Source organism: Pseudomonas sp. LFS044 (assembly GCF_047978245.1).
Taxonomy (GTDB): Bacteria; Pseudomonadota; Gammaproteobacteria; order Pseudomonadales; family Pseudomonadaceae; genus Aquipseudomonas.
The window spans coordinates 91,071-116,835 of the sequence record NZ_JBFPFX010000001.1 but is presented as its reverse complement, the minus strand read 5'-3'; the positions used below and the strand labels follow the sequence as shown (position 1 = coordinate 116,835).

Here is a 25,765-nt window from a genome sequence, read left to right as displayed (position 1 = left end):
GTCCCAAAGTAGCGGTTGGTCAGAATGCCGGCGAGCATCAAACGCGCGCCGTTTTCTGCAGCACGGTTTTGCTTACCATGTAGGCATCCAGGCTCCACGGCCCCCCCTCTCTACCCATGCCGCTGTCGCGTACACCGCCGAACGGAGTGTCGGGATCAGGCGCACCGAAATGGTTGATCGATAGAACACCTAGATCCAAGTCCCGGCTTAAACGTTCGGCCTCTTCCAGGGTATTAGTGAAGGCAAACGCTGCCAGACCGACAGGCAAGCTATTGGCAATTCTCAGCGCCTCATCCAGCGTCTTGAACGGAACGGCAGCGGCCACGGGACCAAAGGGTTCGTCGGTCATAATGGCGGCGTCCAGAGGAATATCTGTGAGCAACGTCGGGGCAAAGAAGTATCCTCGAGACCCCACACGCGCCCCCCCCACAGCGACTTTGCCGCCGCGTGATACGGCGTCATCGACCAAGTGCTGCATAGCGGCTAGGCGGCGCCCACTGGAAACCGGCCCCAAGTCAGCGCTGGCATCCATACCATCAAGCACACGAACTTCCAGCGCAGCATCAACGTAGGCCGATACAAACGCCTCGTATACGCTCTCGTGGATCAGGAATCTGCCAGGTGCTGCGCACCACTGTGCGTTGATGCGGATTTTGCTTTTGAGTGCCATGCGCCCGATGGCGGCTGCATTTACCCCTTCGCACACGATGACAGCCGCATGCCCACCCAGTTCCATGAGCACCGGCTTCATCGCCTGGCCCGCCAATTGGGTCAGATGCTTGCCAACGGCGACTGACCCGGTGAGCGTGACCATACGAGTCACGGGAGAGGCAATGAGCGTCGTCGAAACTTCAGCCGGGTTACCAAATACCAGGTTGAGCACACCTTTCGGTAAACCGGCTTCTTCGAAGCACTGGACCATGGCCACGGCAGCTGAAGGAGTTTCTTCTGCTGCTTTGAGGATGATCGAACACCCAGAGCAGAGGGCTCCACTGATTTTACGCGACGGTGCGCTCAGGGGAACGTTCCAGGGCGTAAAGCCCGCAACCGGGCCGATGGGCTGGCGCAAGATCAGCTTCTGCATCCCAGCTTCGCCTGGGACGATGGTACCGTAGGCACGAAGCGCTTGCGCCATATCCCAGTCGAAGAAACTTGCGGAGCGCTCTACTTCAGCACGAGCATCCGCAATCAGCTTCCCGTTCTCAAGGGTAATGGTGCGAGCTATCATTTCGGCACGCTCACGGACCAACGCAATGGCGCGCGTAATGATCACGTTGCGCTCGACCGGTGGCGTATTCCGCCAGATCTCGAAGCCTTTCTGCGCAGCAGCTAACGCACGCTCCAAGTCTTTAGCAGTAGCTCCCGGCACAGCATAAAGCGCTTGCTCATTGCTGGGGTTTAACACCTCGAAACAGGATGGTCTGTCGTATATCCACTCGCCATCAATAAACAGGCCCACCCGCGTCTGTGGGAGGGTGTCACCGATCGAACTATTAGTCTGGTTGGACATGGAATTATCTCTCTGCAGCAGGCTATTACACCGCTCACGCATGTTTGATTTGGTGATTATCGGCTAGCGGCTGTCTGGCTACCGCGTCCTCAATGATCATGTCAGCAGCCTTTACGCCGATCATGATCGACGGCGCGTTGGTATTTCCTGATGTCACGAACGGCATGATTGATGCGTCTACAACACGCAGCCGTTCCAAACCACGAACTCGTAACCGCTCATCGACAACTGCCATCGGGTCGTTGCCCATCTTGCAGGTGCCGGCTTGGTGGTGTGCGGAGTTGCCGGTCTCGACGAGGTAGTTATAGATCTCCTCATCGGTCTGGACGCCAATACCAGGCACTTCTTCGCCCACGATGCGCGACTTGATCGGTTCGCTATCCATGATCTTGCGAATCCAGCGAATACCGCTGATCACGGCATTAATGTCGTATTCGTTGGTGAGGAAATTGGGGGTATAGTCTGCGGGATCCGAGGCATTGGTAGAACGCAGTGTGACTGTCCCAGTAGTGCTGGGGCGCAGTTGATACACCGACACGCCTACGCCAGGCTCTGGTTCTACGGCAACTGTGCCGTCAGGGAAGTACTGGAAGGTCATTGGCCGGAAGCTGATCTGCAGGTCGGCATAGTCTTCTTCAGGGCGACTTTTGACGAACGCCGCGACTTGAGAAGAGCCCAATGCGAGGTAGCCCTTTCGGGTCATCAGGTAACGGAACCCTTCCCAATACTTGCGCACACCCGTCAGGTTGGCGTTGTAGGAGCTGTCAGGTGTGCAGCGGAAACCAGTGTGTATATAGAAGTGGTCCTGTAGGTTCTGACCGACGCCAGGGATGTCCTGCACCAATGGAATGGCGTGCTTTTGCAATTCTGCAGAAGGCCCAACACCCGACAGCATCAGCAATTGCGGGGTCTTGAGGGAGCCCGCCGACATGATGACTTCGCGCGCCGCATAGATACTCTCACGACGTCCATCACGCAGGATCTCGACTCCGATCGCTGTATGCCCCTTGAACAACACACGCTGGACTTCGCACCCTGTGCGCACAGTAAGATTCTTGCGCTCGATCACTGGCTCAATAAACGCGCGATACGCCGAAAGCCGACCACCGTCACGAATGTTGTGCTGCATGAAACCAACACCGTCGTGCAACGCGCCATTCATATCTTCGGTAAAAGGTACACCCTGCCGGGTAGCAGCCTCGATGAAGTCATAACTACTTTGCTCTTTAACTACCGGATCGCTGATCCACAACGGCCCACTTACGCCGCGATAGTCGTCGCCGCCACGCTCGAAACTCTCCATTTTCTTGAAATACGGCAGTACATCATCGTATCCCCAGCCCGGGTTACCAAGATTGCGCCAACCATCAAAATCCTTCTGGTGACCCCGAATAAACACCATGCCGTTGATCGAACTCGACCCGCCGAGCAACTTCCCCCGTGGCCAATACATCTGTCGGTCACGCAGATTCGCCATGGGTGTGGTGTGGAAATTCCAGTTCAATTTCTCATTGAAATACAGCTTGGCCATCCCCGCGGGGGTATTAACCCAGAACCGGTTGGCAGACGGGCCAGCCTCCAGAAGCAACACATTATTGTCAGGGTTGTCACACAGGCCACGTGCCAACGAGCACCCTGAAGAACCTGCGCCAACGACAATGTAATCAAAGATTTGCATACACCTTTTCCTGCCCTATTCGACTGGTGCGCAGGCCGAGGCCTGTCGGTTTTCAAGATTTACTCGTTCAAACACGCCGGTGTGTGGCCGGTTACGGAGCCGGCACTGCCACGCGCACCGTATGGAGGACACCCAGCCGCTTGCGTGCTTGCTGGTCAGGGATGCTTCCGTCGTAGGTAGTGATGTACAGGGTGCGACCGTCCTCACCGCCCAATGTGCAGGCAACGGCGCTGCCCGGGAACTCCAGGCGATGGGTGATCTGTGCTCCTTCCGTCAATCGAAGCACTTCACCGGTATTGAACGAACAGACCCAGATTGCGCCTTGAGCATCGGCGCACATGCCATCAGGTTGGCGACCAGGTAACTCAGCGAACACGCGCTTGTTAGACAGCGAACCATCAGGCGAGCGGTCAAAAGCTGTCAGCCGCCCACGCCAGGTCTCCGCAACCACCAAAGTCCGTCCTTCATTGATGATCACAGCGCCGTTCGGGAACTCGACCCCGCTGCCGCCTACCTGAAGCGTGCCGTCCGCCTGCACGATGTGGATATCGGTTTCCTTGGGAGCTTCGCCCGCAAAGAGGTCATAGCCGAAATTGCCCACATACACGCGACCGTCATCATCGATTACGAAGTCGTTGAGATCGCCTGTCGCCCAATGCGACAGGTCTGCATATACCTCAAGCCTTCCCCCAACAAGTTTTAGCAACTGTCGCTCAACAGAGGACACCAGCAGAGGCGTGCCATCTGGCAGGAAACCGAGGCTATTGGGACGAGGCGGCAACTGGTCAACGACCACCTGTTTGTAACCGCGGGCATCGACACGATAGAGGATCGAGTCGAACACATCAGGCACCCACAAAGCGCCCTCATGCCAACGAGGCGCCTCAAGAAAAATGAAATCGGCCGCAAGTGGCTGTGCTGTCAATGCTCGCATCGGGGTGCTCGCTCCTTAGTGTTTGTTTTTGTCAGGAGAGATAGAGAAGAAAATTCCTAAGCCAAACCCTACGCCAGACATTGATTAGTGTCAATAAGTGGGATTTTATTAATTTATTCAAGGCGGCTTTACGATCACACAAGCCTGGACAGGGGCGCGGACCTTGGGGGATCTCACTGAAGGAACCTCTGCTGGATTCGTGAAGAAAACGTGGCGCCTGCCTGCCTTGCAGCTACGTGGAGGTGGGCGCTAATAGGTTGCCCACTGCTCGATATCAAAAAAAACCAACCATGTTGCGCAATCCCACAATAAGAGATATCTTCAACAAATACCTGATGTGCCAGCCTGCCCGGCGTGGCAGGTTTACCTTCAGGTGTCGGGTTGAACGACAGTTCGAGCTTGAGGCGAACGGACATCTAGCCTTCGCAATGCCATGGAACGGCCGACGCTCGATTCGAATCGGCTCAGCCTGGGAAGGATCGATACGACAAAAATAACAATGTCTCGGTAGCTCAAGGATCCATAAAATGATGCTTATCATTTCCAAGCTTCAGAAGGTCGCTCACACTGCGCTGCTGCACAGTGCTATCCCCCTCTCCTTCCTCCTCGCTGCCTCTGCAGCCAATGCGGCTGAATTGACCTTCGGGTACATCCCGGCAGCCATCGGCCACCCTTTTAACGTTGCCACCATCAAGGGTTTTGAAAATGCGGCGAAAGCTGCAGGCGTGAAGGCCGTAATCATCGACCCACGCGGCAGCGTGGAAAAGCAGGGCAACGCCATTGATGATCTGTTGGCTCAACACGTCGACGCTATTGGCTTTCTGCCACTAGACTCGGTCGTTGCAGAATCATTCGTCGACAAAGTCGCTGAGCAGAAAGTCCCTGTCGCCGCCATTGCCGTGATGGTTGGCGACCCGCGCAAACGGGCCATTGATGCTCCCTATGAAAAGCTTGCTGCACTGGTTACCACCGACGAGATAAAAGCAGGTGAGGTTGCGGGTACCTACGCGGCCACCCTGCTGCCCAAGGACCGCGCCGCCAAAATTGCCATCATTGAAGGGGCAGCTGGCTATTCCGTGGTAGAGCAACGCACGAGCGGCTTCAAGAACGGGCTTAACAAACTTGGCGCCAAGTATGAAGTTGTCGCGTCCCAACCTACCAACTGGACACCTGAACAAGGTGAGCAGACCTGCCAGAACATCCTCACAGCCCACCCTGATGTCGACTTGATCTACAGCCAGGCCGACGACATGGCGGTTGGGTGTGCCCGTGCAGTAAGCGCATTGGGTTCGCAAGCGGCCATCGTGGCTGCTGGGGGCGGCTCCAAAATTGGCGCAGACGCTATCGCCGCAGACGAGATCAAAGCCTCGGTATGCAATCGCCCCCAACTGCTTGGTGAACTGATGTTCAAGGCGCTTTATGCCGCCGTAAAGGACCCGAATGCTAAGAAAGGTCAGTACATCACTTACGACATGCCGATGATCACCAAACAGAACCTGGATCAATGCCCTGACAAGTGGTGATCAGCTTTCCATCCCAATAGCTACAAAAAAAGGGACCACAACCATGAACACTCACGCCACGACCCTCATGCGACTGCATGGCGTTGCGAAAAAGTATCCTAACGGTACCGTTGCCTTGCGTGGCGTGGACCTGGATATCGAGAAAGGCAAAGTGCACGGCTTGCTCGGTGCCAACGGAGCTGGCAAGTCGACATTGATCAAGATTCTGTCCGGCGCCTACGCCCCCTCGGGCGGGCAAATAATTTGGCGCGGACAGCCGGTGAATTTGACCAGCCCCAAAGCTGCCAATGACATGGGCGTCGCAACAATTCACCAACATATTCCCTTGGTCCCCACTTTGTCAGTGATCGAGAACGTGTTCCTGGGGCAGAGCGGAACATGGCGGCATGCCTCTACCCTGCGCAAGCAGTTCGATGAACTGTGCGAGTGCGTGGGTTACTGGCTGAGCCCGCAAGCAAAGGTCGCCGACCTGTCTATTGGACAACGGCAGATGGTCGCGATCTATCAGGCCTTGGCCACGGGCGCCGAACTGATCGTTATGGACGAGCCTACCGCTTCCCTTGCGATCAAAGAGCGCGAATTCGTTTATGAAACCGTCCGTAGACTCTCCCAGGTAGAAAACAAGGCGATCCTCTTTGTCTCACATTTCCTCGACGAAGTGCTGGCCCTTACCGATTGCGTTACCGTGCTGCGCGACGGCCAAGCAGCGATGCGGGCCAACACCTGCGACTTGGATGAACAACGGCTAGCTGAGGCCATCGTTGGCAAACAGATCATCGCGCAAGAACGCACCACCCAGCAGCAGAGCATGGCCAGCGAAAACACGGTTCCACGCAAAACGGTGCTTGAACTGAGCAACGTCTCCTCCCCCGGCAAACTCCAGAGTGTTTCATTGAAATTGGCCGCCGGTGAAGTGCTCGGAGTAGCTGGACTGCTCGGTTCGGGACGAAGCGAATTGCTCCACGCTATCTACGGTGCCGATGCGCAGGTGACCGGCAAAGTGCTCTTCCAAGGCCGTGAGCTGAAGCGCAGCACCGCAGCTTCAGTCAATGCCGGCATCGGATTGGTTCCAGAAGACCGAATGGGGCAAGGACTTGTTCCAGACTTCGAAATCTGGCGTAACACCACATTACCTGCACTGAAAGCAGTTTCGCGCTACGGCAGTCTGCCTGACGAAGCACGAGAAAGGGAGCGCGGTTGGGAAGCCATTCGGAACCTCGCCATCAAGGCCAGCTCCCCCGACATCTTGGTCAGTGAACTAAGCGGCGGTAATGCGCAGAAAGTCACGATTGCCAAATGGTTGTTCAGCGACACCAAAGTTCTGCTTCTCGATGAGCCCACTGCCGGCATCGACATCGGCGCCAAAGCCGACATTATCAAACTGGTGCGCAAACTCGCCGCAGAAGGTATGGCGATCATCGCAGTGTCTTCTGAGCTGGAGGAACTGTTGGCCCTGAGTGACCGAATCTTGGTAATGCGCGATGGACGTTGCATCGCTGAACGCCCCGTCCATGAAACTTCCGAACACGAACTTTTGATGCTGGCAGGCGGGCAAGGTGTGACGCAGCCAAGCCACGACCACTGAGCGATGCCCCTCGATCTACTGAGATGAAGAAAATGTTTACAGTTACCCGCGAAAAGATTGAACCCGCGCAATTGAAAGCAGGCGGGCCCTCGTCCGGCGTACAGAAAGCGGATTGGAAGAAGCTTTTCAGCTTGCGTGAAATGGGTGTCTATTATGCTCTTCTCCTGCTGCTGATCACGCTTTCCTTCGTCACCACTTATTTGGGTAAATCCAACTATCTTAGCGTTCTCAATCTGACCAACATCATCTATCAGTCTTCGTTGATTGCGATTATGGCAGTCGCCATGACTGTGATCCTGATCAGCGGCAACTTCGATTTATCGGTTGCCTCTGTCGCCGCGCTATCAGCTACCATTCTTATTGGGTTCGCCGACCAAATCGGGTTCTTGCCCGCATGCGGTTTTGCCATGACTGTCGCCATTTGTGCCGGTTTATTGAATGGTTCAATCGTTCAATTCGTTGGCATCAACGCCTTCATCGTCACGCTCGGCACCATGACTGCATTGCGCGGCGCCGTGCTCATCTTCACTGATGGTCATTCACTTTCGGTAGAGAACCCTGACGTCATCCTGGCGATGAAAGCATTTGAATCGGGACGTGTTGATTCGGGCCCATTCTTAGTCGCTTTGGGCGTTGCACTCATAGCGATCACAATCGTGAAATTTGCCAGAGTTCTTAGCTCCGCCAGGTCCATCACGCCGAGCATGGTTGGGATGGGGTTGGCAGGTATCGCGCTGTTACTGCTCAACGCGCTCGCTACCAGCAAGATCATGTTACCCAAACCCGTCATCTACATGGCGATATTCACAACGGTAGTGTGGTTCGTGCTCAGTTTCACCATGGTAGGCCGACGTCTGTATGCGGTGGGTGGCAATGCCGAAGCTGCTCGGCTTTCCGGCATCAATGTCCTGCGCTACAAACTGCTCTCGTTCGTTTTGTGCAGCGCGGCAGCCGGCTTTGCCGGGATCCTCTTTGCCAGCCGCTTACGCTCCATCAACCCTGCAGCCCTGAGCGGTGCAGAACTTTCGGTCATCGCAGCTGCCATCTTGGGCGGAACCTCATTGTTCGGTGGCGCCGGTAGCGTTATCAAGACCCTCGCGGGCGCGCTATTGCTTTACTCCCTGACCAACGGCTTCAACATTCTCAATTTGGGTGCGAACTACCAGGGCCTCATCGAAGGCATCGTGCTCATAAGCGCAGCCGCCTTGTACACGGTCGGAAACAATCGTAGTCGCAAGGCCACACACTGACCGCTTATTCGACAACTATTTCCAGCAGGAAGATCATCAAAATGACCCAACAGTTCAACGGCAGTTTCGAAGGAAAAGTTGCATTCGTTACAGGTGCCGGCAGCGGTATCGGCCGAGCCACCGCTATCGCTTTCGCTAGAGCGGGCGCAGCTGTCACTGCGGTAGATCTATCACAGCACGGCCTTGAAGAGACTGCTCGGCTGATTGATGCTGCAGGCGGGAAGGTTCTGTCGGTAGTGTGTAACGTGACCGATAGCAAAGCAATCAAGGCCGCTGTAGAAAAAACCGTTGCCACCTTTGGCAGCCTCGATTGCGCTTTCAACAACGCTGGTATCGAGCAGCAGGTAGCAACGCTGCCCGAGATTGAAGAGGACGTGTGGGACCGCGTCCTTGCCGTCAACCTGAAAAGTGTTTACCTGTGCATGAAGCATCAACTCAATGTAATGTTGAAGCATGGCGGCGGTGCTATTGTCAATACGTCCTCCGGTGCCGGTGTCATGGCCATCCAGGGACAATCTGCATACTGCGCTTCTAAGTTCGGTGTTACCGCAATCAGCAAATGTGCGGCACTGGAACATGCCGGCAAAGGTATTCGGATCAATGCCCTGTGCCCCGGCATCATCGACACAGAAATGATGTCGCGCTTTACTGGCGACACCGAAGAAGGCCGTGCGCGAGTTATTGCACAAGAGCCTGTTGGTCGCATGGGTAGGCCTGAAGAAATTGCCAATGCCGTGCTGTGGCTATGCTCGGAACAGGCTGGTTTCGTAACAGGCCATGCAATGATCATGGATGGCGGGCAGACGGCCGGAATCTGAATATCATTAACGTTCCAGCTAGGCTTAGGCACTCTGCTCATTTACCTGGGCATTGAAATGCCAATGGCATTTTTAGAAACCAAGCAAATCACAGACTTGATTTAGCCGTGCATTCACTAGCGAGCCTTTAACCAAGAAGGCTGTCTATGCTTGCGCTTGGCTTTTAATTGAGCACTTTCCGCTTGATGTATGGGAGATAATTGTGGACAAAGAAGCAGCAGTTGAATCATTAACCGATGTAATGGCTAAATTCACCGCATATATCGGCAAACGCCTGCCCCGTGATGTAAAGGAAAAAACCGCCAAACTGCGTGCGGCGGAAACCAATCCGCTGGCCATCGCGGTGTACGACTCGATGGCCGACAACCAGGAATACGCGGACAAGCTGAATCGCCCCAGCTGCCAGGACACCGGCGTGATCCAGTACTTTGTCTCGGCCGGTGCACGCTTCCCGCTGCTGGGCGAGATGGAAAGCATCCTCGAGAACGCCACCAAGGAAGCCACCATCCAGGGCCCGCTGCGCCACAATGCCGTGGAAACTTTCATCGAAAAGAACACCGGCACCAACACCGGTTCGAAAATCCCGTGGCTGGACTGGGAAATCATCCCCGATGCCGATTACGCCATCGTCGATGTGTACATGGCCGGTGGCGGCTGCACCCTGCCGGGTTCGGCGAAGGTGCTGATGCCCGGGCAAGGCTATGAGGGGGTGACCGAGTTCGTCTTCGATGTCATCACCTCACGCGGGGTCAACGCCTGCCCGCCGTTGCTGGTGGGAGTGGGGGTATCGACCTCGGTGGAGACCGCGGCACGCCTTTCTAAAAAGGCCATCCTGCGGGAGGTGGATTCCAGCCACCCCAACGAAAGCGCGGCGATGATGGAAAAACTGCTGGAAGACGGCCTCAATGAAATCGGTATCGGCCCCCAAGGCCTGACCGGCAACAGCAGTGTTATGGGTGTGAACATCGAGTCCTCGGCACGCCACCCTTCGACCATCGGTGTCGCCGTGTCCACCGGCTGCTGGGCGCACCGCCGCGGCAAGATCCGCATCAACGCCGACCTCTCCTATGACATCCTCTCCCACGAAGGTGTAGTGCTGTGAACAGCCCAGTGAAAAAGATCATCAACACCCCAATCAGCGACGAAGACCTGGCCAGCCTCAACGTGGGCGACGTGGTCTACCTCACCGGCCAGCTGGTGACTTGCCGTGACGTGGCCCATCGCCGTCTCATCGAGTTGGGCCGCGAGCTGCCGGTGGATCTGCGTGGTGGCGCAATCTTCCATGCCGGCCCTATCGTCAAGAAGAAAGAAGATGGCAGCTTCGAAATGGTCTCCATCGGCCCGACCACCAGTATGCGCATGGAGAAATTCGAAAAGCAGTTCATCGAACAGACCGGTGTGAAGCTGATCGTCGGCAAGGGCGGCATGGGGCCGGAAACCACCACCGGCTGCCTGGAGAACAAAGCAGTGCATGCGGTGTTCCCCGGCGGCTGCGCGGTACTGGCGGCCACTCAGGTCGAGGAGATCGAGCGCGCCGAATGGCAGGACCTGGGCATGCCGGAGACTCTGTGGGTCAACCGCGTGCGTGAGTTCGGGCCGTTGATCATCTCCATCGACACCAAGGGCAACAACCTGTTCGAGCAGAACAAGGCCCGCTTCAACGAGCGCAAGGGCGCGGTGATCGAAAAGATCAACAGCCAGGTTCGTTTCATCAAGTAAGCTGACAAGCCCGCCACGGCAAGGAAGCTGTGGCGTTCAATTCAATCAGGAAATGAGAGCACCAACTGCTCAAGCAATTCAATCATTGTCCGAGCCGCTGGTGACAGATAACTACCGGCACGCACAGCAACAGCGACCCTCCTACACCTTGTCGTTTCCTCCAACTGCACTTCCTGCAAACGACACATCCCCTGCCCTCTCTCTAGGGTTTTCCGGGCGATAAAACTCAATAACTGAGTTCGGTCGATCAACCGCGGCAGCAAGGATACTGCGTTCGTTTCTATCTGTACTATTGGCGGCGGCAATCCGTGCGACAGAAAAACGCTATCCAGCCACTGCCTGGCTGGTACTTTTCGTGCGGGCAGTACCCAACGGTAAGTCGTTAAAACCTCTAGCGACAAAGGGGGCACAGAATAATGGGTGCTCTGCGCTGGCGACTACAACCGCTTGGTCCTGAAGGACCGGGTAGAACGTGAACAGTGAACGTTCAGCAATTTTGGGACTGATGATTGCATCCAGCCGGCCTAACTGAAGCGCCTCCGTCAGCACATCATCTTGAGCAATCGATAATGTCAACGTGAGTTTAGGGGCTCGCTCAAGCAACGCAGCAGTCAGTTGTGGCAGCAGATAGTCAGCCATGCTCGCAGCACATCCTATTCGGATGTTTCCAACCAACCCCTGCGCCAAATCTCGCACTTCCCGCTCGGTTTCAGCAACGGTCATCTGCAGCTGCCTGCCGCGCTGTAGTAGTAACTCGCCGACCTCAGTCAACTTGATACCGCGTCCCTCACGCAGGAACAAACTAGCCCCCAGCCCCTCCTCCAGACGCTGCAAGCTCTTACTCAATGCGGGCTGACTCCGATTGAGTTGCGCGGCCGCCTGCCCCAAATGTCCTAATTGGGCGATGACCATAAAGTAATTCAGGTCGCGCAGGTCCATTGAGCACTCTCAGCTCAAACAAAAACGTTCAAGACACGCCACCCGGCCCGTCTTGAACGTGGTTTAAATAACGCGAACCGCCCCTCACGATTATTCTTGACAAAGGCCTGCGGAAATCGCCCGGCGCGCTGCCAAATCCACTATCAGGTCGAGTGTCGGGGTCGCCACACTGCACAGCTTTGCCAACTCCAGCGGGGCACGCAGGATAGTATCGACTTCCATCGAACGGCCCAGCTCCAGGTCCTGAAGGATGCTCTGCTTATGCGTGGAAGTTGCCAGACGAGCCAAACCGTCGGAGATGTTTCCCGGCTCGCAACCCAATGCGTGAGCAATGGCAGCGGCTTCGTGAGCCATACGACTTGCAGCCTCGGCAACGGACGGACTGGTCAACGCTTGCTTCATCGTCGAACCCGTGAGGATCGACAAAGCGCCTCCGGTAAGATTGATGACCAGTTTTGCCCAGATTGCATTGCGGATCTTGTCGGTGACCTCGATTTCCAGGCCTCCGGCGGTCAGCAACCCGGCCAACCTCTCAAGTCGCGAATCGTCTCGTCCGTCCGGTCGCCCTAGGATGAGACGATTGCGCGGGTTACCGGCAACGATCACACCGGGTTCTGTCACGGTACAAGCAGTGTAAGCAACTACTCCAACCACCTGCCCGGGCGCTAGTGCATCGGCAATTACCGATCCAGGGTCCAGACGCGGCAACGACGTGCCTTCCAGAACACCGCCCTCCCCCTGACAGTACCACCAAGGGATGCCATTCAATGCAAAGAGAACCAGCGTTTGTGGACCGACCAAGGGCCCGATGCCTGACATTATCGCCGGAAGTGCCGGTGCTTTAACGGACACGATAACGACATCCTGCGGTCCGAGCGATGCAGGATCATCAGTCGCTAGTAGTTGGCAGTGGAAGACTCGATCTCGGGTTTCAACACGCAGTCCGTGCTTGCGGATCGCCGCCAGGTGCTCACCCCGCGCCACCAGCGAAACGTTTGCGCCAGCCGCATCCAGACGGGCTGCGATATGCCCGCCGACAGCTCCTGCCCCATATACGCATACTTTCATAGTTCGACCCCTCTAACTGCGCACGGCGTGTGATGGCCTGCGTCTACGGTAGTAGAAGTACGCCATCACACGACGCGCAAACGAACGAAGAATGTTGAGAAGGACTGAAGCCAGTCAGTCAAACTGCTGTCGCTTCTGGGTCGCAGCAGCAAGCAGGAAAGAGATGTCGTTGCCAGTTGATACATACCGGGCCCCCTTGGCCAGCAGGTCCTTGATCAGGTCAGGACGGCCCCCAATACCACCGACGCCCAGCACCTTGCCATGGGTCAGACACGCATCGAGAACTCGCTGGTAAGCGTTGCGCACGAGATCGTGGTCCATCTGACCAGGTACGCCCAAGGCGGCACTCAAATCGTTCGCACCGACCAAAAGGATGTCGACCCCCTCAACAGCAGCGATCTCTTCCACTGCTTCCAACCCTGCCATGGACTCGATCATCGCAATGATCATCGTGGCGTCATCGAGCATCTTGGTTACTTGCGCAGCGGGCAACGACCGGTAGTGCAGCTGTGGCGGCGCCCCCGCTACCGACCGCTCGCCCAACGGTGCATGCTTGGCCGCGCGCACGATGGCCCGGGCATCTTCGGCGGACTGGACACTGGGAACAATTATGCCCAGAGCGCCCGAGTCGAGAACCCGAGCAATGAAGTGTGGATCTGGGCTGGGCACACGAACAAAGGGCGTCACGCCCAGTGCAATGCACGCCATGCAGACCTGCCCGGCCGCCTCCAGGGAGTAGCTGCTGTGTTCCATATCGATATACAGCGAGTCGAAGCCTGCTGTGTGTGCAATGCTGGCGATGTCAATCGAGCGGACCAACCGGGCCGTCATCGAGTACACCGGCTCGCCACGCGCCAGCTTTTCCTTGACACCATTTCGAATTGAAACGTTTGAAGCATTCATTTTTTATTCTCGCAAAATAGGCTGGCTCGCCCCGATGGCCAAGCTGAACGACTGCTACGGGGCATCCGATTCAGGCGAACAGCTCAGGCAATCCCACCGCTTCTGCCTCGAAGCCATATACCGATTTAATCTCCAGATACTCCTCAAGGCCGAATGCGCCCATGGAACGCCCGATACCGGACTGTTTGTATCCGCCCATAGGTGTGATCGAATTGGTCGCGGCGCCATTGAAGCAAACCCTACCGGCACGAAGACCACTGGCAAATTCATAGCCTTTGCGCCGGTCACCACTGAAGACGTAGCCGCCCAAGCCGTAGGGGGAATCGTTCGCGATTTCCAAGGCCTCGGTCTCGGTGGCGTAGGGCACGACAGCTAGCACTGGCCCAAAGATTTCCTCGCGTGAAATCGTCATGTTCGGGGCTACATCGACGAATACCGTCGGCCGGGTGAAGAAACCCTGTTCTAAACCTTCGGGCCGACCGGTACCGCCGACTACAAGGCGTGCCCCCTCATCGATAGCCGATTGAATATGGCGCTGAATGCTGTCGAACTGTGTCTGGCTGACCACGGGCCCCATGGTTGTGGCGAGGTCGCGGGGATCGCCCAATCTGAACTTGTTTACCTCGTCAACCAGATAAGGTATCAGCGCTTCGATCTGACTCTCATGAACGAGCATGCGGCTTGGCGCGTGGCAAGACTGACCCGCGTTGAAAAAGCAGCGCTGAACATTCCAGCGGGCGGCTTTCTCCAAATCTGCATCCTGGAGCACGATGTTGGCCGACTTGCCGCCCAGTTCAAGGCACACACGCTTGATCGAGCGCGCAGCCGATTCGCCAACTTGCTGACCGGCACCGGTCGAGCCAGTGAAGGAAATCATGTCAACATCTGGGTGGTTGGACAACGCCTCGCCAATCACTCGGCCGGAACCGTTAACTAGATTGAAAACTCCTTTTGGCACACCCGCTTCTTCGAGCACCTCACCCAACAAAACAGCACTGACTGGTGAGTTGATACTGGCCTTGGAAACTACCGTGCAACCCGCCGCCAAGGCGTAAATCAGTTTTATGACGGTGGTCTGTATTGGCCAGTTCCAGGGCGAAATCAGCGCGCATACGCCTAGCGGCTCACGGCGGATGATCGTATCGCCCATGCGCGATTCAAACGGGTACTTTTTGAGTAGCTCCCTTGCGACCTTCATGTGCTCGACAGGACCGGCTACCTGAGCGCGAGCACTACGAGGAATGCCCACTTCCTGGGCTATGGCCATGGAAAAATCGTCGGCACGCTTTTCATAGGCGTGGATGATGCGCCCGATCAATTCGTAGCGCGTCTCGATACTCGATCTCGAGTAATCGACGAAAGCTCGCCGGGCTGCTGCCACCGCCAGGTTCACATCTTCAATCTCCCCCATCGCCACGGTAGCAAACACGCTTCCCGTGGTCGGGTCGACCAGCTCTTGGACACGAGGGCCGGTGGAATCCACCCACGCGCCATCAATGTAGAACTTTCCGTAATGCTTCATTTTGCGCTTGCCTCCAGCTGAGCCTGCGTTTGCATAGCCCCCGTTTGCCGATTAACTGCTGTGGGTGTATCCACCGTCACATGCGATGGTTTGGCCGGTGATGAACGAAGCCGCTGGCGTTGCAAGGAACAACATGATCCCGACCAGGTCGGTCGGCATCATTCCACGCGGGATGCACTGCAACGCTGCAGCGCGTTGGCGAACTTCAGCTGTCGGATTGGAGGTGCGATCAACCTCAGTGGCAACACTGCCTGGGCGAATACAGTTGACGGTAATGCCATGACTACCCAGTTCACGAGCCAGAGAGTTGGTCATGCCAATAAGGGCAGACTTCGAGGTTACATAGTGGAGGTAATTCATAGTCCCGCGAGGCACGGCGTCGGAGGAGATATTGATGATCCGGCCAGAGCGAGCTGCACGCATCGCCTGGGCTACGGCACATACGCACAGATAGGTACCCGTGATGTTGATGTTCAGCACCGAGTGCCACTGTTCCAGTGGAATCTCGTCAAACGCGCGCTTTTCAAGCGCGGCAAAGACTGACGCGTTGTTGATCAGGACATCAATGCGGCCGTATGCCTTCAGAACCGCGGCAACCATCGCGTCCACCGATGCCTTGTTACTCACGTCGACCTGCACGGCCAGCGCCTGGCCACCTGCTGCTTTGATCTCCTGAACAACAGCTTCGGCCTTTGCCAGGTTCAGATCAGCAATGATCGGGAACGCTCCGGCTGCGGCGTACTGCCGGGCGAGCTCCCTGCCGATGCCTTGGCCTGAACCGGTGATGATTGCGACCTTTTCCTGAACGCTGAAGTCGCGGGCCTCGAAAGGGACCCCAGAGTCGGCGGGGGCGTGAGTTACGGATGAATCGCTCATGGTAGTTCCTGATGATGAGTGGCGTAGAGGGCCGCAGAGGCCATCGAAGCAATCGCTGGCGCCTGAAGAAGGTCATGACGACCTGACGACGCGATCTCGACAATAGATTTATGTCGAATTGTGGGATTTGTCAAACCATATGTGATTTGCGATTTACTACCTCTCACTCAACATTGATTGGCCTAGAAGGCTGCATTCAAAGCAAATCCCATAAATTTGACCGCATCTCACATTGCGGGATATATTTAATTTGACGCCATTTCCAAGGACCACCTTGCGAGCGCACGGCTTGTCGTCAAGGGCCCGGTGTGGCGGGAAGACCCTTCGGTCGAAAATGACCTTCAGCTTCAGAGGAACGAACGATGCGAGTAGGTAAGGCTTCGGATACGAATACCGAAATGGTAGGGACCATGCGTGAGGGCAAGCTTGCGCAAAAACACCTGTTGTTCGGTGAGGATGGCTCGCCAAATAACTACGATCTCAACATGGGGCTCACCGGCTCAGGTGGCTGGCGCACTCCGCGACATCGACACAACTTTGACCAGATCCGTTACGTGATCAAAGGCGTGCTGCCATACGGAGAGACCTCGTTCCTTCAGGAAGGCTGGGTCGGGTACTTCCCAGAAAGTGTCCCTTACGGCCCACAGGAGCGCACTGAAGGCCTGGAGACTCTGGTGTTGCAACTCGGCGGGGCGAGCGGCAACGGGTATCTAAGCGTCGCTCAACGCGAGTCCACCAACGCGATCCTCAATTCCAAAGGCGAATTCCGTAAGGGGATGTATTACTGGAAAGACGAGCACGGCATTGAGCAAAGCATGGACGGCTCCGATGCATGCTTCGAACATGCCACCGGCAAAAAACTGCAGTTTGCAGAGCCACGCTACACCGACGTCGTCGCGATGAATCCTGACGCCTACGACTGGGCGCCGGAAGGGAGCGAAGGCGTGTCCGTGAAGTGGCTGGGCACCTTCACCGAGCGCAATCTGCGTATTGGCTTTATCCGCTTGGCAGCAGGCGCGGTCTACGTTACGCGCCAGAACCCATCCATTCAGTTGCTGTATCTCACACACGGCAAACTTGAGGCGGAGGGTGAGCAGTACGGCCCTGAAACTGGGTTCGAGCTGGCAGCCAACGAAGCTCCGGTGGCCCTTCGTGCCGTTGAAGCTACCGAACTGCTGTGCTTCGTGTTCCACCAGTTCTGACAGCACCTCTCCTTCCAATTGTTCCTGCAAAGGGCGACACAGATGTCTACGGTCATTAACAAGATCACACTCAAAGATCCTGAGCTGCTGCGCAATCAGAATTACATTGATGGAAAGTGGGTCGGTGCCGACAACGGTAACGTACTTGAAGTCCGCAATCCTTCAACAGGCGAGCTGGTCGGGGTTGTGCCGGCCATGGGCGCATCGGAAACGCGCAGAGCCATCGAAGCTGCCGGCGCTGCACTGCCCCTGTGGCGTGCTATGACTGCCAAAGAACGTGGCAAAATCGTTCACCGTATCGCCGAGCTGATGCTCGACAACAAAGACGACTTAGCGGCGATCATGACTGCCGAGCAAGGTAAGCCCCTGGCTGAGGCGAAGGCGGAAATCGAATACTCAGCCGGCTTCCTCGATTGGTATGCCGAAGAGGGTCGCCGGGTCTACGGGGAGACAATGCCAGGACACGTGCCTGGTCGGCGGGTGCTTATCACCAAAGAGCCGATCGGAGTATTCGCAGCGATCACCCCTTGGAACTTCCCGTCTGCGATGATCACCCGCAAGGCCGGGCCGGGTTGGTCAGCAGGCTGTACCGGGGTCATCCGCCCAGCGACCCAGACGCCCTTCTCTGCTCTGGCGATTGCAGTGCTGGCCGAGCGCGCAGGCATGCCGAAGGGTGTATGCAACGTTATCACCGGGCCGTCACGCGACACAGGCGGCGAACTGACTGCAAACCCGATTGTGCGCAAACTCTCGTTTACCGGATCCACCGAAGTAGGCCGTGTGCTACTGGAGCAGTGCGCCAAAACCATTAAGAAGACCTCGATGGAGCTGGGCGGCAATGCCCCGTTTATCGTGTTCGATGACGCTGATCTGGACTCAGCCGTTAAAGGCGTGATGGCTTCGAAATTCCGTAATACCGGCCAGACCTGTGTTTGCGCTAACCGTATCCTGGTGCAGGACGGGGTCTACGAAGCATTCACCGCGAAACTAAAAGTGGCAGTCGAAGCGCTGCACGTGGCCGACGGCCTTGAGGACGGTGCTACCCAAGGTCCTCTTATCAACCAGGCTGCCGTCGTGAAAGTCGAAGAGCATATCAGCGATGCACTCGCCAAGGGTGCCTCTATTGTTACTGGCGGTAAACGGCATGCTCGCGGCGGAAACTTCTTCCTGCCTACTGTGCTGAGCGATGTTCCGGTGGACGCGATTATCTTCCACGACGAAACCTTCGGTCCGGTCGCTCCGCTGTTCCGGTTCTCGACCGAGGAGCAAGCTATCAAACTGGCGAACGACACCCCGTTCGGCTTGGCCAGCTATTTCTACGCACGAGATCTGGCGCGCGTCTTCCGGGTAGCTGAAGCGCTTGAGTATGGCATCGTAGGTATCAACGAGGGCCTGATCTCCACTCCAGAAGTACCGTTTGGCGGTGTGAAGGAAAGCGGCTTGGGCCGGGAAGGTGGCCATAATGGTATCGAGGAATATCTCGAGATTAAGTACATGGCACTCGGCGGCCTGTAATCCATTATTATAGCGGCGGAAACAACCGAGGGCGCTCACTGCGCCCTCGGTTGTTTCAATCGACTGTCAAGGGGCCTGATGGGAGAACAGGGGAAGCGCGCTGGTGAACCCCACAGCTCGGAATACCGCAGCCCCCCTGCCTTGCTCGCCATCGTTGGCGACGAGGTAGATTTCCCGCGTCCCGGGCTTGAGCGCCATGCTGGTTGAGCGCAGAAAGTGCCCATCCTCTCTGCCCGGTATTAGAATCTGACCAATCGGTATGCCATTTGGATTGAACACCAGCACGCGGCCTTGCCCGTACTGAGCCACATAGAGGTTACCGTCCTGGTCCGCGCGCATCGAGTCGGGCGAAGGGCCGCTGAAATGGTATGCCACCAACGCTCCGAAAGGAGCGACTCTTCCCGGTCCCTCAAGGTCGACTCGGTGAAGTAGGCCGGTGGCAAACTCGGTGACCCAGAGTACCTTCCCGTCCGGGGACAGGGCTATGCCATTGGGCAGGGCCATTTTTGAGAGTACAGGAATGATCTTGTCACTCTCTGGGGCAATGTAATACACCCCGCCCTCGGGATTGGTCGATCCGCCCCTGAAGTCGGTAAAATACAGCCCCCCATGGCTGTCGAAGACGATGTCGTCAGGGAGCATTCCGCGTTCAGGGGGAATGATCTGCCGATCAGCCCTACCGTCTGGATGGTAAGTCGTGAGGTTGCCAGTGTCCCGGTAATTGCCCAGTCCCGCTACAAACAGTCGACCATCCTTGTGAATAGCGATCCCGGCAGAGCCACGCATGTTCTGTTCGACCAAAACTTTAGAACTTCCGTCAGGCCCTAGCTTGAAGATTTTCCCGCTCAGAACTTCTACCAGCAGCAAATTACCCTCGCGATCAAACGCTGGGCCCTCGAGCTGAAGGCCTTTTGTCGAGACTGTAGCCCACCTTTGTGCGGTAATTGTCGGCAATGTGCGCTCCGCCAGGGGCAGAATATGCAGCGGTTGTCCTGAATCGGGGTAAACCAGTGCTGGCACTGCAGCTGGTGCTGCCGCTTGCGACGGCGTGACGGTGTAGCAAAGCGTGATGGCAAGCGCTGTAAAAAGACTGATTCGCATGCTGAGCATCCATTCCTCTGGCAGGGTGATTAAGACGCACCAGGACACGGCCCTGAGTCAGGGCCGTGTCCTGGTCGATCCATCAATTCATCTAGTTCGAAAGGTCTCGCCCCTTGGTTTCCACCACCAGGAAGCGCACGGCCAATACCGCTATCACCGTCAACGTCATGAAATAGAAAATGAAGGCATTGGGTGACACATAGGCTGTCAGCCAAGATTTGAGGTAAGGCGCCGTGCCACCGAATAGCACCGCTGTGAGCGACGAGGGGATACTGATGACTTGGGCACGTACCCGATTGGGGACCATCTCATTGACGAAGGCCACTTCAGTTGAGGCAATCGCCGCGAAAAAGAACAACCCTAGAGCCATCGGGACCAGGATCTGCAAGAAACTCGGCCCAAGCAGGAAATGCTGCAGCGGATACACCAGCAGCGTGATCGCACCAAAGCCGACTGTGTAATTGAAACGTCGGCCACGCTTGTCGGAGACATAAGCCCAGATGGGCAACATGCACAGGTACATTACCTGAGCCGCCACAGCTGCCCAGTAAGCATCCGAAGGCTTGGCCCCAAGATGGGTCACGGCATAGTCACTGAATGTAACCAACATGGTGTAAGACGCGACATAATTGGCCGGCCAGATCAGGAACAAGGTCAGCACCGTCTTTTTATGCCGCACGATATTACGCCAATAACCACCATCTTCCTTTCCTGCCTGCCTCTTGGCCTGCTCGAAAGTAGATGATTCATGCATGCCGTGGCGAAGAATTAGCGTGGATAATCCGTAGACAACGCCTATAGCAAAAGGCACCCGCCAACCCCAGGCCTGCATGTCTTCGGCGCTGAGTAATGAGCTCAGGATGGCGCCGAAAAGTGAACCCTGGATGATTCCGATGACTAGTCCAATTGGGTACGCACAGCTCTGTAAAGTCCGCCACCGTGGGCTGGCCATTTCACCTACGTAAACAAACGCCGAGATGCTTTCCATTCCGTGGGCAAGTCCCTGCATCAGCCGAGCAACGAGCAATACAACAGCGGCCAGAGCACCGATTGTTTCATATGTTGGGGAGACGGCAATAAGTAACGTGCCGACTGTCGCCAAGACTAGTGCAGCAAGCATCACTGGCTTACGACCGAAGCGATCAGCCAGCCGGCCTGCCAGCATTGCACCTATGGGGCGCGCAAGAAAACCCAGTGCGAAGATTGCGAGGGTATTCAATGATGCGGCTAGCGCGCTTTCCTGCGGGAAGAACAGCTTGGAAAAATAGGGCGCGAAAATTGCGTACACGACAAAATCGTAGTATTCAAAGGAAACCCCCAACACCCCACGTATCAAGGATCGACGTCGATCTTTTTCCGTAGAAGGATGCGTCGCTCGCTCGCTACTTACATGCTCTAGCACTCCAGGAGCAGCCACTGGCGCGTAAGAACCTGATTCGGTCATTCTTATTATCCTTATATAGACGTGAATGGCCGCCTTGGGCACGCAAGGCGGACCTCGTGTGACCTTCTGCGATTAGTGGAACGAGCGACCACCGTCTACAGCCAGCGCGGCTCCGGTGACATAGGATGATTCGTTGGATGTAAGAAACAGGATGGCTGCACAGATTTCGGCAGGATCTGCTAGGCGCTTGAGTGCATAATTTCCTACGTTGGCCCGGTATCCATCAGCCATCGGTGTATCAACCATCCCAGGACATACACTGTTCACCCGAATGCGCGGCGCTAGCTCAGCAGCCATGCAACGCGTGAGATTAATTACGCCACCTTTAGAGGCCGCGTACGCGGTCAGACCTGGCGCGTTGGGCAGCAGCCCCGCTGCAGATGCAATATTCACGATAGTTGCCGGAGCGTCATCGTTCATCCAGCGTAAGCAGTTGCGCGAAACGATGTAGGTGCCCACCAGGTTGACTTCAATCTGTTTACGCCACTCCTCGGCAGGGACGTCCAAAATTGAACCTTTCGCCATTATGCCGGCGGCATTCACCACACCGTCGATACCCCCCATGTTCTGCGCCGCCTGCTCGGTGACATGCGCCACTGCAGCTTCGTCCGTGATGTCCACGGCAAAGCAGTGAGCGTTTGTATGGCTATACAGCGCATGGAGTGCATCGTGGTTGCGGTCGAGCAGACTTACCTTCGCACCTTCAGCGAGGAAACGCTCTGCAGTAGCACGACCGATACCCGAGGCAGCGCCGGTGATGACGATGCGGCGACCTTCGAGACGAGCTTGTGCCGGATGATTCGGTTTTACACTGGCCATTTTGTTTTTGTCCTTAGAGATTATGAGCCGTTGACGTTGCAGTGATTGATCAGCGCGGAATGAAGTTGTTTTGCGGCGTGGCATCGGCGATGGAGATCATCACACTCTTGGTTTCGAGGAACTCTTCCACCGCCTCGATCCCCATCTCTCGACCAATCCCGGATTTTTTCATGCCACCGAACGGCATCATGTAGCTGTAGGTGCGGTAGGTATTGCCCCAGACAGTGCCGACTTCAAGCGCTTTGGCCATACGGAACACCCGGCCGGTGTCGCGCGTCCAAACGCCTGCTGCCAGTCCGTAGGGCGTTTCGTTCGCAATCGCAATCGCCTGAGCTTCATCTTCAAACCCAATTACCGACAGCACCGGCCCGAAAACCTCTTCACGGGCAATACGCATGGCGTTGGACACATCGACGAAGATGGTGGGCTCGACGAACTGGCCGCCTTGGATACCCGGTCCGCTGGCGGGTTTACCCCCCAAGACACAGCGCGCACCGTCTTGATGGGCAATATCAATGTACTCAAGCACCTTGTGGTACTGCGGCGTGGTCGACATCGGCCCCATCTGGGTTGTGGGGTCCATCGGGTCGCCGAGTTTGATGGAGCGCGCGCTAGACACCAACCTGTCGGTGAAAGATTCAAGAATCGAGTTTTGCACCAAGAGACGCGAACCCGCTGTGCACATTTGGCCCCCACCACCGAAAATCCCGGAGACAGCTCCAGCGACGGCCAGGTCCAAGTCAGCGTCGGCGAATACAATATTGGGTGATTTCCCCCCTAGCTCCAGCGCCACTCGCTTCATATGACGGGCAGCCGCCTCGTAGACTTTGGCACCAGTGGTGTCGGACCCAGTGAAGGTGATCATCGCCACATCTGGGTGCTCGACCAACGGCGCTCCAATGCTTTGCCCAAGCCCCGTGACAACGTTCAGCACTCCGTCGGGCAGTCCTGCTTCCTGAGTCAAGGATGCGAAAAACAACGAACTGACCGAAGAAAACTCCGACGGTTTGACGACAACGGCACAACCCGCGGCAAGCGCTGGTGCGCACTTAAGGGCGAGGAAATTCAGAGGCGCATTCCAAGCAGTTAATGCCAGTACAACACCAATGGGCTCGCGTTGAGTCAGGCCAATCATCCCGGATTTTTCGATCGGCATCACAGCGCCTTGGATTTTGTCGGCAAGCCCTGCGTAGTAGTACCAAATTTCGGCCACGTTATTGATCGCGCCACGCATTTCGGCGAGCAACTTGCCGTTGTCCCGCACCTCAAGCTCGGCCAGACGATCAGCATGCTGCAGCGTCAGATCTCCGATCCGACGCATGATTTTTCCGCGCTGCGTGGCGCTCATGCTGGCCCATGAGCCCGATGTCATCGCCTGCTTCGCCGCGCTGACGGCAAGATCCGCATCAGCGGCAACGCCGAGCGGAATTTTTGCCCATGCCTGACCGCTGTACGGGTCCATCGTGTCCATCCACTCGCGTCCACTCGGCTCGTGGTAGGCACCGTTGATCCAGTGTGAATAGGTTTCCAAAAGCTCATCCTCCATGGCGCTGCGTGCGAAGAGCACGCATCTAACGAATATGTGACCATATTTACATTATCCCGCCATTTGGGATATTTCAACAAAAAGATCGCCGACCTTTGCTGCAGTTCGCCGCCCGCCTGGGCTGACTGCTCGGCGCACTCCCACCATGCATGAATGTCTCGGCTTGCCACGTGGCCGGACACGCTCGGCTCCGATGCTGGGGTTTGGAAGCCGACTTGCCCAAGCGGTTACATTTGAGCGACCAACTTTCAAAGCAGTTCCAACTTTCTGGCGTACCAAGTCTATTTCAACGAAATAGATACAAGCCATAGCCGTAGCTCTCTGAATCCAAGGGTGATTATTGTGGATCCATTCGATATCGGTCTCACCGATCAAATTGGGATAGCTGTTTTCCACATTGAGGTCATCCTACAACTCGCGAAACGACAGAGGCTGCCGAGCGCCATTACTACCAGTACGAATTTCGACGAGCTGGCTTTTATACCCGTCCAAGGAAGAGAATATAGCACCGAGCTATTCTACGGCTTACAAGCAACAAAAATGGCTGATGATCAGGCCAAATCTTCAGTACGTGAGAAACCCTGGCGGAGTTGATGAAGTCAAGAGCGCGGTAATTATAGGATTGAAATTGCAATTTCGATTGTGAGAGCCACCAACCAAAAAATTTAAGGTAGTTCTTAATTGACCTACTCTCCCATTAATAGATACCCCTTCGCATCTCCCTTTATGCTGAGTAAGCGGTGCAATATCGTCGAAAGGCATGTACCGCAAATGCTAAGCAATTATACAAGTGCGTCAAAACTTGTCGCTCCTGCTCCCTTGCCGGTGAACAAATCCTTTTAAGAACTGTCAGGATCATTGGATCCAAAATGATTCTGTGGTAAATGGCTCGCTCGACAGAGGCGCAGCAAACCAGCCCCCGCCAGCGAAATAGGGAAGAAATTAGCAGGAGGCTGCATGACATGGACTCAATCAAAAGCTGCTATCACCCCATCGATGCGGCAATTCTTTGGTGCGATCTGGCCGATCACACCGCAGAGATCTTACAGGTCGAAATAGCCCACTCAGGTGAGCTACTCAAACATTTTCCTCAGTGGCCCTGTCTCCACTTCTATGTGGAGCGCATCTACGACGCCATTGCCTCAGGTGAGCTACCGGCAACGTTCCTCGGCGGGCCCATTACGCACCACGACCACGCCGAGCGTGTGTACTGGTCAATTCGTCGTCCAGATTTACGGGCCTGGTTTGCGCTGAACCATCCGGAGGAAAAACCCGAATTCCTGTTTCCCAAGAATATCGATCACATCGAGTGCGTGAGTTTGAACGCCTTTCTGGCTGTGCAAGCTGAACGGGACTTCTATGCACGTGAGTTTGAGAAAATGCATCAGGCCTACGACTCTGTTGTCGAGGAGATGACGGTCTACAAGCGCCAAGAGCACGAGCTTACGGCGCAGCTTGATGCAGCTGAGCCAGCGTCTGAAGCATCCGCGAGCATCCACTACACAATCATCGGCGCCCTGCTGACTCTCATGGTGGGCAAGTCGAAATCCGGTCAAGTACAGTCGATCTACAAAAATCAGACGGCGGTAGTCCAGGCCATTTTGGCTCGATTCCCTGGCCTACATGGTTTAAGAAAACACACCCTTGATCGGAAATTTGCGTTGGCTCGCCGCCATTTGGCCCAAGCGGAGCAGGCCTAACGCCGAATTGCCAGGCAATGGCGGCCATTGCCTGGCAATGATTTTTCACCCTATCGCACCTTCACTGACTGTCACATCCCACTGCGCGCCACATGGCGCTAAGGAGTGACACC

21 protein-coding genes and 1 pseudogene are annotated in these 25,765 nt (G+C 56.1%); 10 read left to right on the top strand and 12 right to left on the bottom strand.

Annotated features, from left to right (window positions below; genetic code table 11):
* Positions 1 to 37 precede the first annotated feature (37 nt).
* From ACNQPL_RS00590 to ACNQPL_RS00580, 3 genes are all read right to left on the bottom strand, one after another.
* Entirely contained in the window at positions 38 to 1,510 is a 1,473-nt protein-coding gene (locus tag ACNQPL_RS00590; protein WP_416465241.1) for an NAD-dependent succinate-semialdehyde dehydrogenase, read from the bottom strand.
* Between the two features lie 34 nt (positions 1,511 to 1,544).
* Positions 1,545 to 3,188 carry a GMC family oxidoreductase gene (locus ACNQPL_RS00585; protein WP_416465239.1) on the bottom strand — a complete coding sequence of 548 codons (1,644 nt, stop codon included), beginning with the start codon at positions 3,186 to 3,188 and terminating at the stop codon, positions 1,545 to 1,547.
* A 91-nt stretch (positions 3,189 to 3,279) separates the two neighbouring features.
* Entirely contained in the window at positions 3,280 to 4,122 is an 843-nt protein-coding gene (locus ACNQPL_RS00580; protein ID WP_416465237.1) for an SMP-30/gluconolactonase/LRE family protein, read from the bottom strand.
* Between the two features lie 527 nt (positions 4,123 to 4,649).
* Between ACNQPL_RS00580 and ACNQPL_RS00575 the strand changes: the two genes are divergently transcribed.
* From ACNQPL_RS00575 to ttdB, 6 genes are all read left to right on the top strand, one after another.
* A complete protein-coding gene (locus ACNQPL_RS00575) occupies positions 4,650 to 5,645 on the top strand; it encodes a sugar ABC transporter substrate-binding protein (RefSeq protein WP_416465235.1) in 996 nt (331 codons plus the stop codon).
* A gap of 43 nt (positions 5,646 to 5,688) precedes the next feature.
* The gene (locus ACNQPL_RS00570; RefSeq protein WP_416465233.1) at positions 5,689 to 7,230 is read left to right on the top strand and encodes a sugar ABC transporter ATP-binding protein; all 1,542 of its coding nucleotides are present in this window, start codon (positions 5,689 to 5,691) and stop codon (positions 7,228 to 7,230) included.
* A 23-nt stretch (positions 7,231 to 7,253) separates the two neighbouring features.
* On the top strand, positions 7,254 to 8,480 hold the full coding sequence (locus tag ACNQPL_RS00565; RefSeq protein WP_416465231.1) for an ABC transporter permease: 1,227 nt from the start codon (positions 7,254 to 7,256) through the stop codon (positions 8,478 to 8,480).
* Between the two features lie 41 nt (positions 8,481 to 8,521).
* The gene (locus tag ACNQPL_RS00560) at positions 8,522 to 9,298 is read left to right on the top strand and encodes a glucose 1-dehydrogenase (RefSeq protein WP_416465229.1); all 777 of its coding nucleotides are present in this window, start codon (positions 8,522 to 8,524) and stop codon (positions 9,296 to 9,298) included.
* Between the two features lie 202 nt (positions 9,299 to 9,500).
* Complete coding sequence (gene ttdA, locus ACNQPL_RS00555; protein WP_416465227.1) at positions 9,501 to 10,400, top strand: L(+)-tartrate dehydratase subunit alpha; 900 nt, start codon at positions 9,501 to 9,503, stop codon at positions 10,398 to 10,400.
* Positions 10,401 to 10,408: 8 nt separating this feature from the next.
* Positions 10,409 to 11,017: a L(+)-tartrate dehydratase subunit beta gene (gene ttdB / locus ACNQPL_RS00550; RefSeq protein WP_176515467.1), complete on the top strand. Its 609-nt coding sequence runs from the start codon at positions 10,409 to 10,411 to the stop codon at positions 11,015 to 11,017.
* Between the two features lie 41 nt (positions 11,018 to 11,058).
* Here the strand turns inward: ttdB and ACNQPL_RS00545 are convergent.
* The 5 genes and pseudogenes from ACNQPL_RS00545 to ACNQPL_RS00525 all read right to left on the bottom strand — a co-directional run bounded on the left by ACNQPL_RS00545 (position 11,059) and on the right by ACNQPL_RS00525 (position 16,325).
* Positions 11,059 to 11,956 (bottom strand): annotated as a pseudogene (locus ACNQPL_RS00545) (LysR family transcriptional regulator).
* Positions 11,957 to 12,046: 90 nt separating this feature from the next.
* Complete coding sequence (locus ACNQPL_RS00540) at positions 12,047 to 13,024, bottom strand: ketopantoate reductase family protein (protein WP_416465225.1); 978 nt, start codon at positions 13,022 to 13,024, stop codon at positions 12,047 to 12,049.
* Positions 13,025 to 13,138: 114 nt separating this feature from the next.
* Entirely contained in the window at positions 13,139 to 13,927 is a 789-nt protein-coding gene (locus ACNQPL_RS00535) for an HpcH/HpaI aldolase family protein (protein ID WP_416465223.1), read from the bottom strand.
* Positions 13,928 to 13,997: 70 nt separating this feature from the next.
* Positions 13,998 to 15,449: an aldehyde dehydrogenase family protein gene (locus ACNQPL_RS00530; RefSeq protein ID WP_416465221.1), complete on the bottom strand. Its 1,452-nt coding sequence runs from the start codon at positions 15,447 to 15,449 to the stop codon at positions 13,998 to 14,000.
* 51 nt (positions 15,450 to 15,500) lie between these two features.
* A complete protein-coding gene (locus ACNQPL_RS00525) occupies positions 15,501 to 16,325 on the bottom strand; it encodes an SDR family NAD(P)-dependent oxidoreductase (protein ID WP_416465219.1) in 825 nt (274 codons plus the stop codon).
* 362 nt (positions 16,326 to 16,687) lie between these two features.
* Between ACNQPL_RS00525 and ACNQPL_RS00520 the strand changes: the two genes are divergently transcribed.
* Both ACNQPL_RS00520 and ACNQPL_RS00515 read left to right on the top strand, forming a co-directional pair.
* Positions 16,688 to 17,527, top strand: a complete 840-nt coding sequence (locus tag ACNQPL_RS00520) for a hypothetical protein (RefSeq protein WP_416465217.1) — start codon at positions 16,688 to 16,690, stop codon at positions 17,525 to 17,527.
* A 63-nt stretch (positions 17,528 to 17,590) separates the two neighbouring features.
* Positions 17,591 to 19,042 carry an NAD-dependent succinate-semialdehyde dehydrogenase gene (locus ACNQPL_RS00515; protein WP_416465515.1) on the top strand — a complete coding sequence of 484 codons (1,452 nt, stop codon included), beginning with the start codon at positions 17,591 to 17,593 and terminating at the stop codon, positions 19,040 to 19,042.
* Positions 19,043 to 19,108: 66 nt separating this feature from the next.
* On the opposite strand, the gene ACNQPL_RS00510 is transcribed toward ACNQPL_RS00515, so the two are convergent.
* The 4 genes from ACNQPL_RS00510 to ACNQPL_RS00495 all read right to left on the bottom strand — a co-directional run bounded on the left by ACNQPL_RS00510 (position 19,109) and on the right by ACNQPL_RS00495 (position 23,973).
* A complete protein-coding gene (locus tag ACNQPL_RS00510) occupies positions 19,109 to 20,143 on the bottom strand; it encodes an SMP-30/gluconolactonase/LRE family protein (protein WP_416465215.1) in 1,035 nt (344 codons plus the stop codon).
* Between the two features lie 91 nt (positions 20,144 to 20,234).
* Positions 20,235 to 21,587 (bottom strand): MFS transporter, encoded by a 1,353-nt coding sequence (locus ACNQPL_RS00505; RefSeq protein WP_416465214.1) that lies wholly within the window; start codon positions 21,585 to 21,587, stop codon positions 20,235 to 20,237.
* Positions 21,588 to 21,659: 72 nt separating this feature from the next.
* Positions 21,660 to 22,406: an SDR family NAD(P)-dependent oxidoreductase gene (locus tag ACNQPL_RS00500; protein WP_416465212.1), complete on the bottom strand. Its 747-nt coding sequence runs from the start codon at positions 22,404 to 22,406 to the stop codon at positions 21,660 to 21,662.
* A gap of 49 nt (positions 22,407 to 22,455) precedes the next feature.
* Entirely contained in the window at positions 22,456 to 23,973 is a 1,518-nt protein-coding gene (locus ACNQPL_RS00495) for an aldehyde dehydrogenase (RefSeq protein ID WP_416465210.1), read from the bottom strand.
* A 376-nt stretch (positions 23,974 to 24,349) separates the two neighbouring features.
* Between ACNQPL_RS00495 and ACNQPL_RS00490 the strand changes: the two genes are divergently transcribed.
* Together ACNQPL_RS00490 and ACNQPL_RS00485 are read left to right on the top strand one after the other, a co-directional pair.
* Positions 24,350 to 24,598 carry a carbohydrate porin gene (locus ACNQPL_RS00490; RefSeq protein WP_416465208.1) on the top strand — a complete coding sequence of 83 codons (249 nt, stop codon included), beginning with the start codon at positions 24,350 to 24,352 and terminating at the stop codon, positions 24,596 to 24,598.
* A 316-nt stretch (positions 24,599 to 24,914) separates the two neighbouring features.
* Positions 24,915 to 25,652, top strand: a complete 738-nt coding sequence (locus tag ACNQPL_RS00485; RefSeq protein WP_416465206.1) for a hypothetical protein — start codon at positions 24,915 to 24,917, stop codon at positions 25,650 to 25,652.
* Positions 25,653 to 25,765: the final 113 nt, after the last annotated feature.

Bases quoted from the DNA above. Each gene is read 5' to 3' on its own strand.
- ACNQPL_RS00520 (WP_416465217.1), top strand. From the start codon at position 16,688: ATGCGAGTAGGTAAGGCTTCGGATACGAATACCGAAATGGTAGGGACC.
- ACNQPL_RS00580 (WP_416465237.1), bottom strand. From the start codon at position 4,122: ATGCGAGCATTGACAGCACAGCCACTTGCGGCCGATTTCATTTTTCTT.
- ACNQPL_RS00525 (WP_416465219.1), bottom strand. From the start codon at position 16,325: ATGAGCGATTCATCCGTAACTCACGCCCCCGCCGACTCTGGGGTCCCT.
- ACNQPL_RS00530 (WP_416465221.1), bottom strand. From the start codon at position 15,449: ATGAAGCATTACGGAAAGTTCTACATTGATGGCGCGTGGGTGGATTCC.
- ACNQPL_RS00540 (WP_416465225.1), bottom strand. From the start codon at position 13,024: ATGAAAGTATGCGTATATGGGGCAGGAGCTGTCGGCGGGCATATCGCA.
- ACNQPL_RS00510 (WP_416465215.1), bottom strand. From the start codon at position 20,143: ATGCGAATCAGTCTTTTTACAGCGCTTGCCATCACGCTTTGCTACACC.
- ACNQPL_RS00500 (WP_416465212.1), bottom strand. From the start codon at position 22,406: ATGGCCAGTGTAAAACCGAATCATCCGGCACAAGCTCGTCTCGAAGGT.
- ACNQPL_RS00560 (WP_416465229.1), top strand. From the start codon at position 8,522: ATGACCCAACAGTTCAACGGCAGTTTCGAAGGAAAAGTTGCATTCGTT.
- ACNQPL_RS00505 (WP_416465214.1), bottom strand. From the start codon at position 21,587: ATGACCGAATCAGGTTCTTACGCGCCAGTGGCTGCTCCTGGAGTGCTA.
- ACNQPL_RS00575 (WP_416465235.1), top strand. From the start codon at position 4,650: ATGATGCTTATCATTTCCAAGCTTCAGAAGGTCGCTCACACTGCGCTG.
- ACNQPL_RS00565 (WP_416465231.1), top strand. From the start codon at position 7,254: ATGAAGAAAATGTTTACAGTTACCCGCGAAAAGATTGAACCCGCGCAA.
- ACNQPL_RS00590 (WP_416465241.1), bottom strand. From the start codon at position 1,510: ATGTCCAACCAGACTAATAGTTCGATCGGTGACACCCTCCCACAGACG.
- ACNQPL_RS00535 (WP_416465223.1), bottom strand. From the start codon at position 13,927: ATGAATGCTTCAAACGTTTCAATTCGAAATGGTGTCAAGGAAAAGCTG.
- ACNQPL_RS00585 (WP_416465239.1), bottom strand. From the start codon at position 3,188: ATGCAAATCTTTGATTACATTGTCGTTGGCGCAGGTTCTTCAGGGTGC.
- ACNQPL_RS00485 (WP_416465206.1), top strand. From the start codon at position 24,915: ATGGACTCAATCAAAAGCTGCTATCACCCCATCGATGCGGCAATTCTT.
- ACNQPL_RS00570 (WP_416465233.1), top strand. From the start codon at position 5,689: ATGAACACTCACGCCACGACCCTCATGCGACTGCATGGCGTTGCGAAA.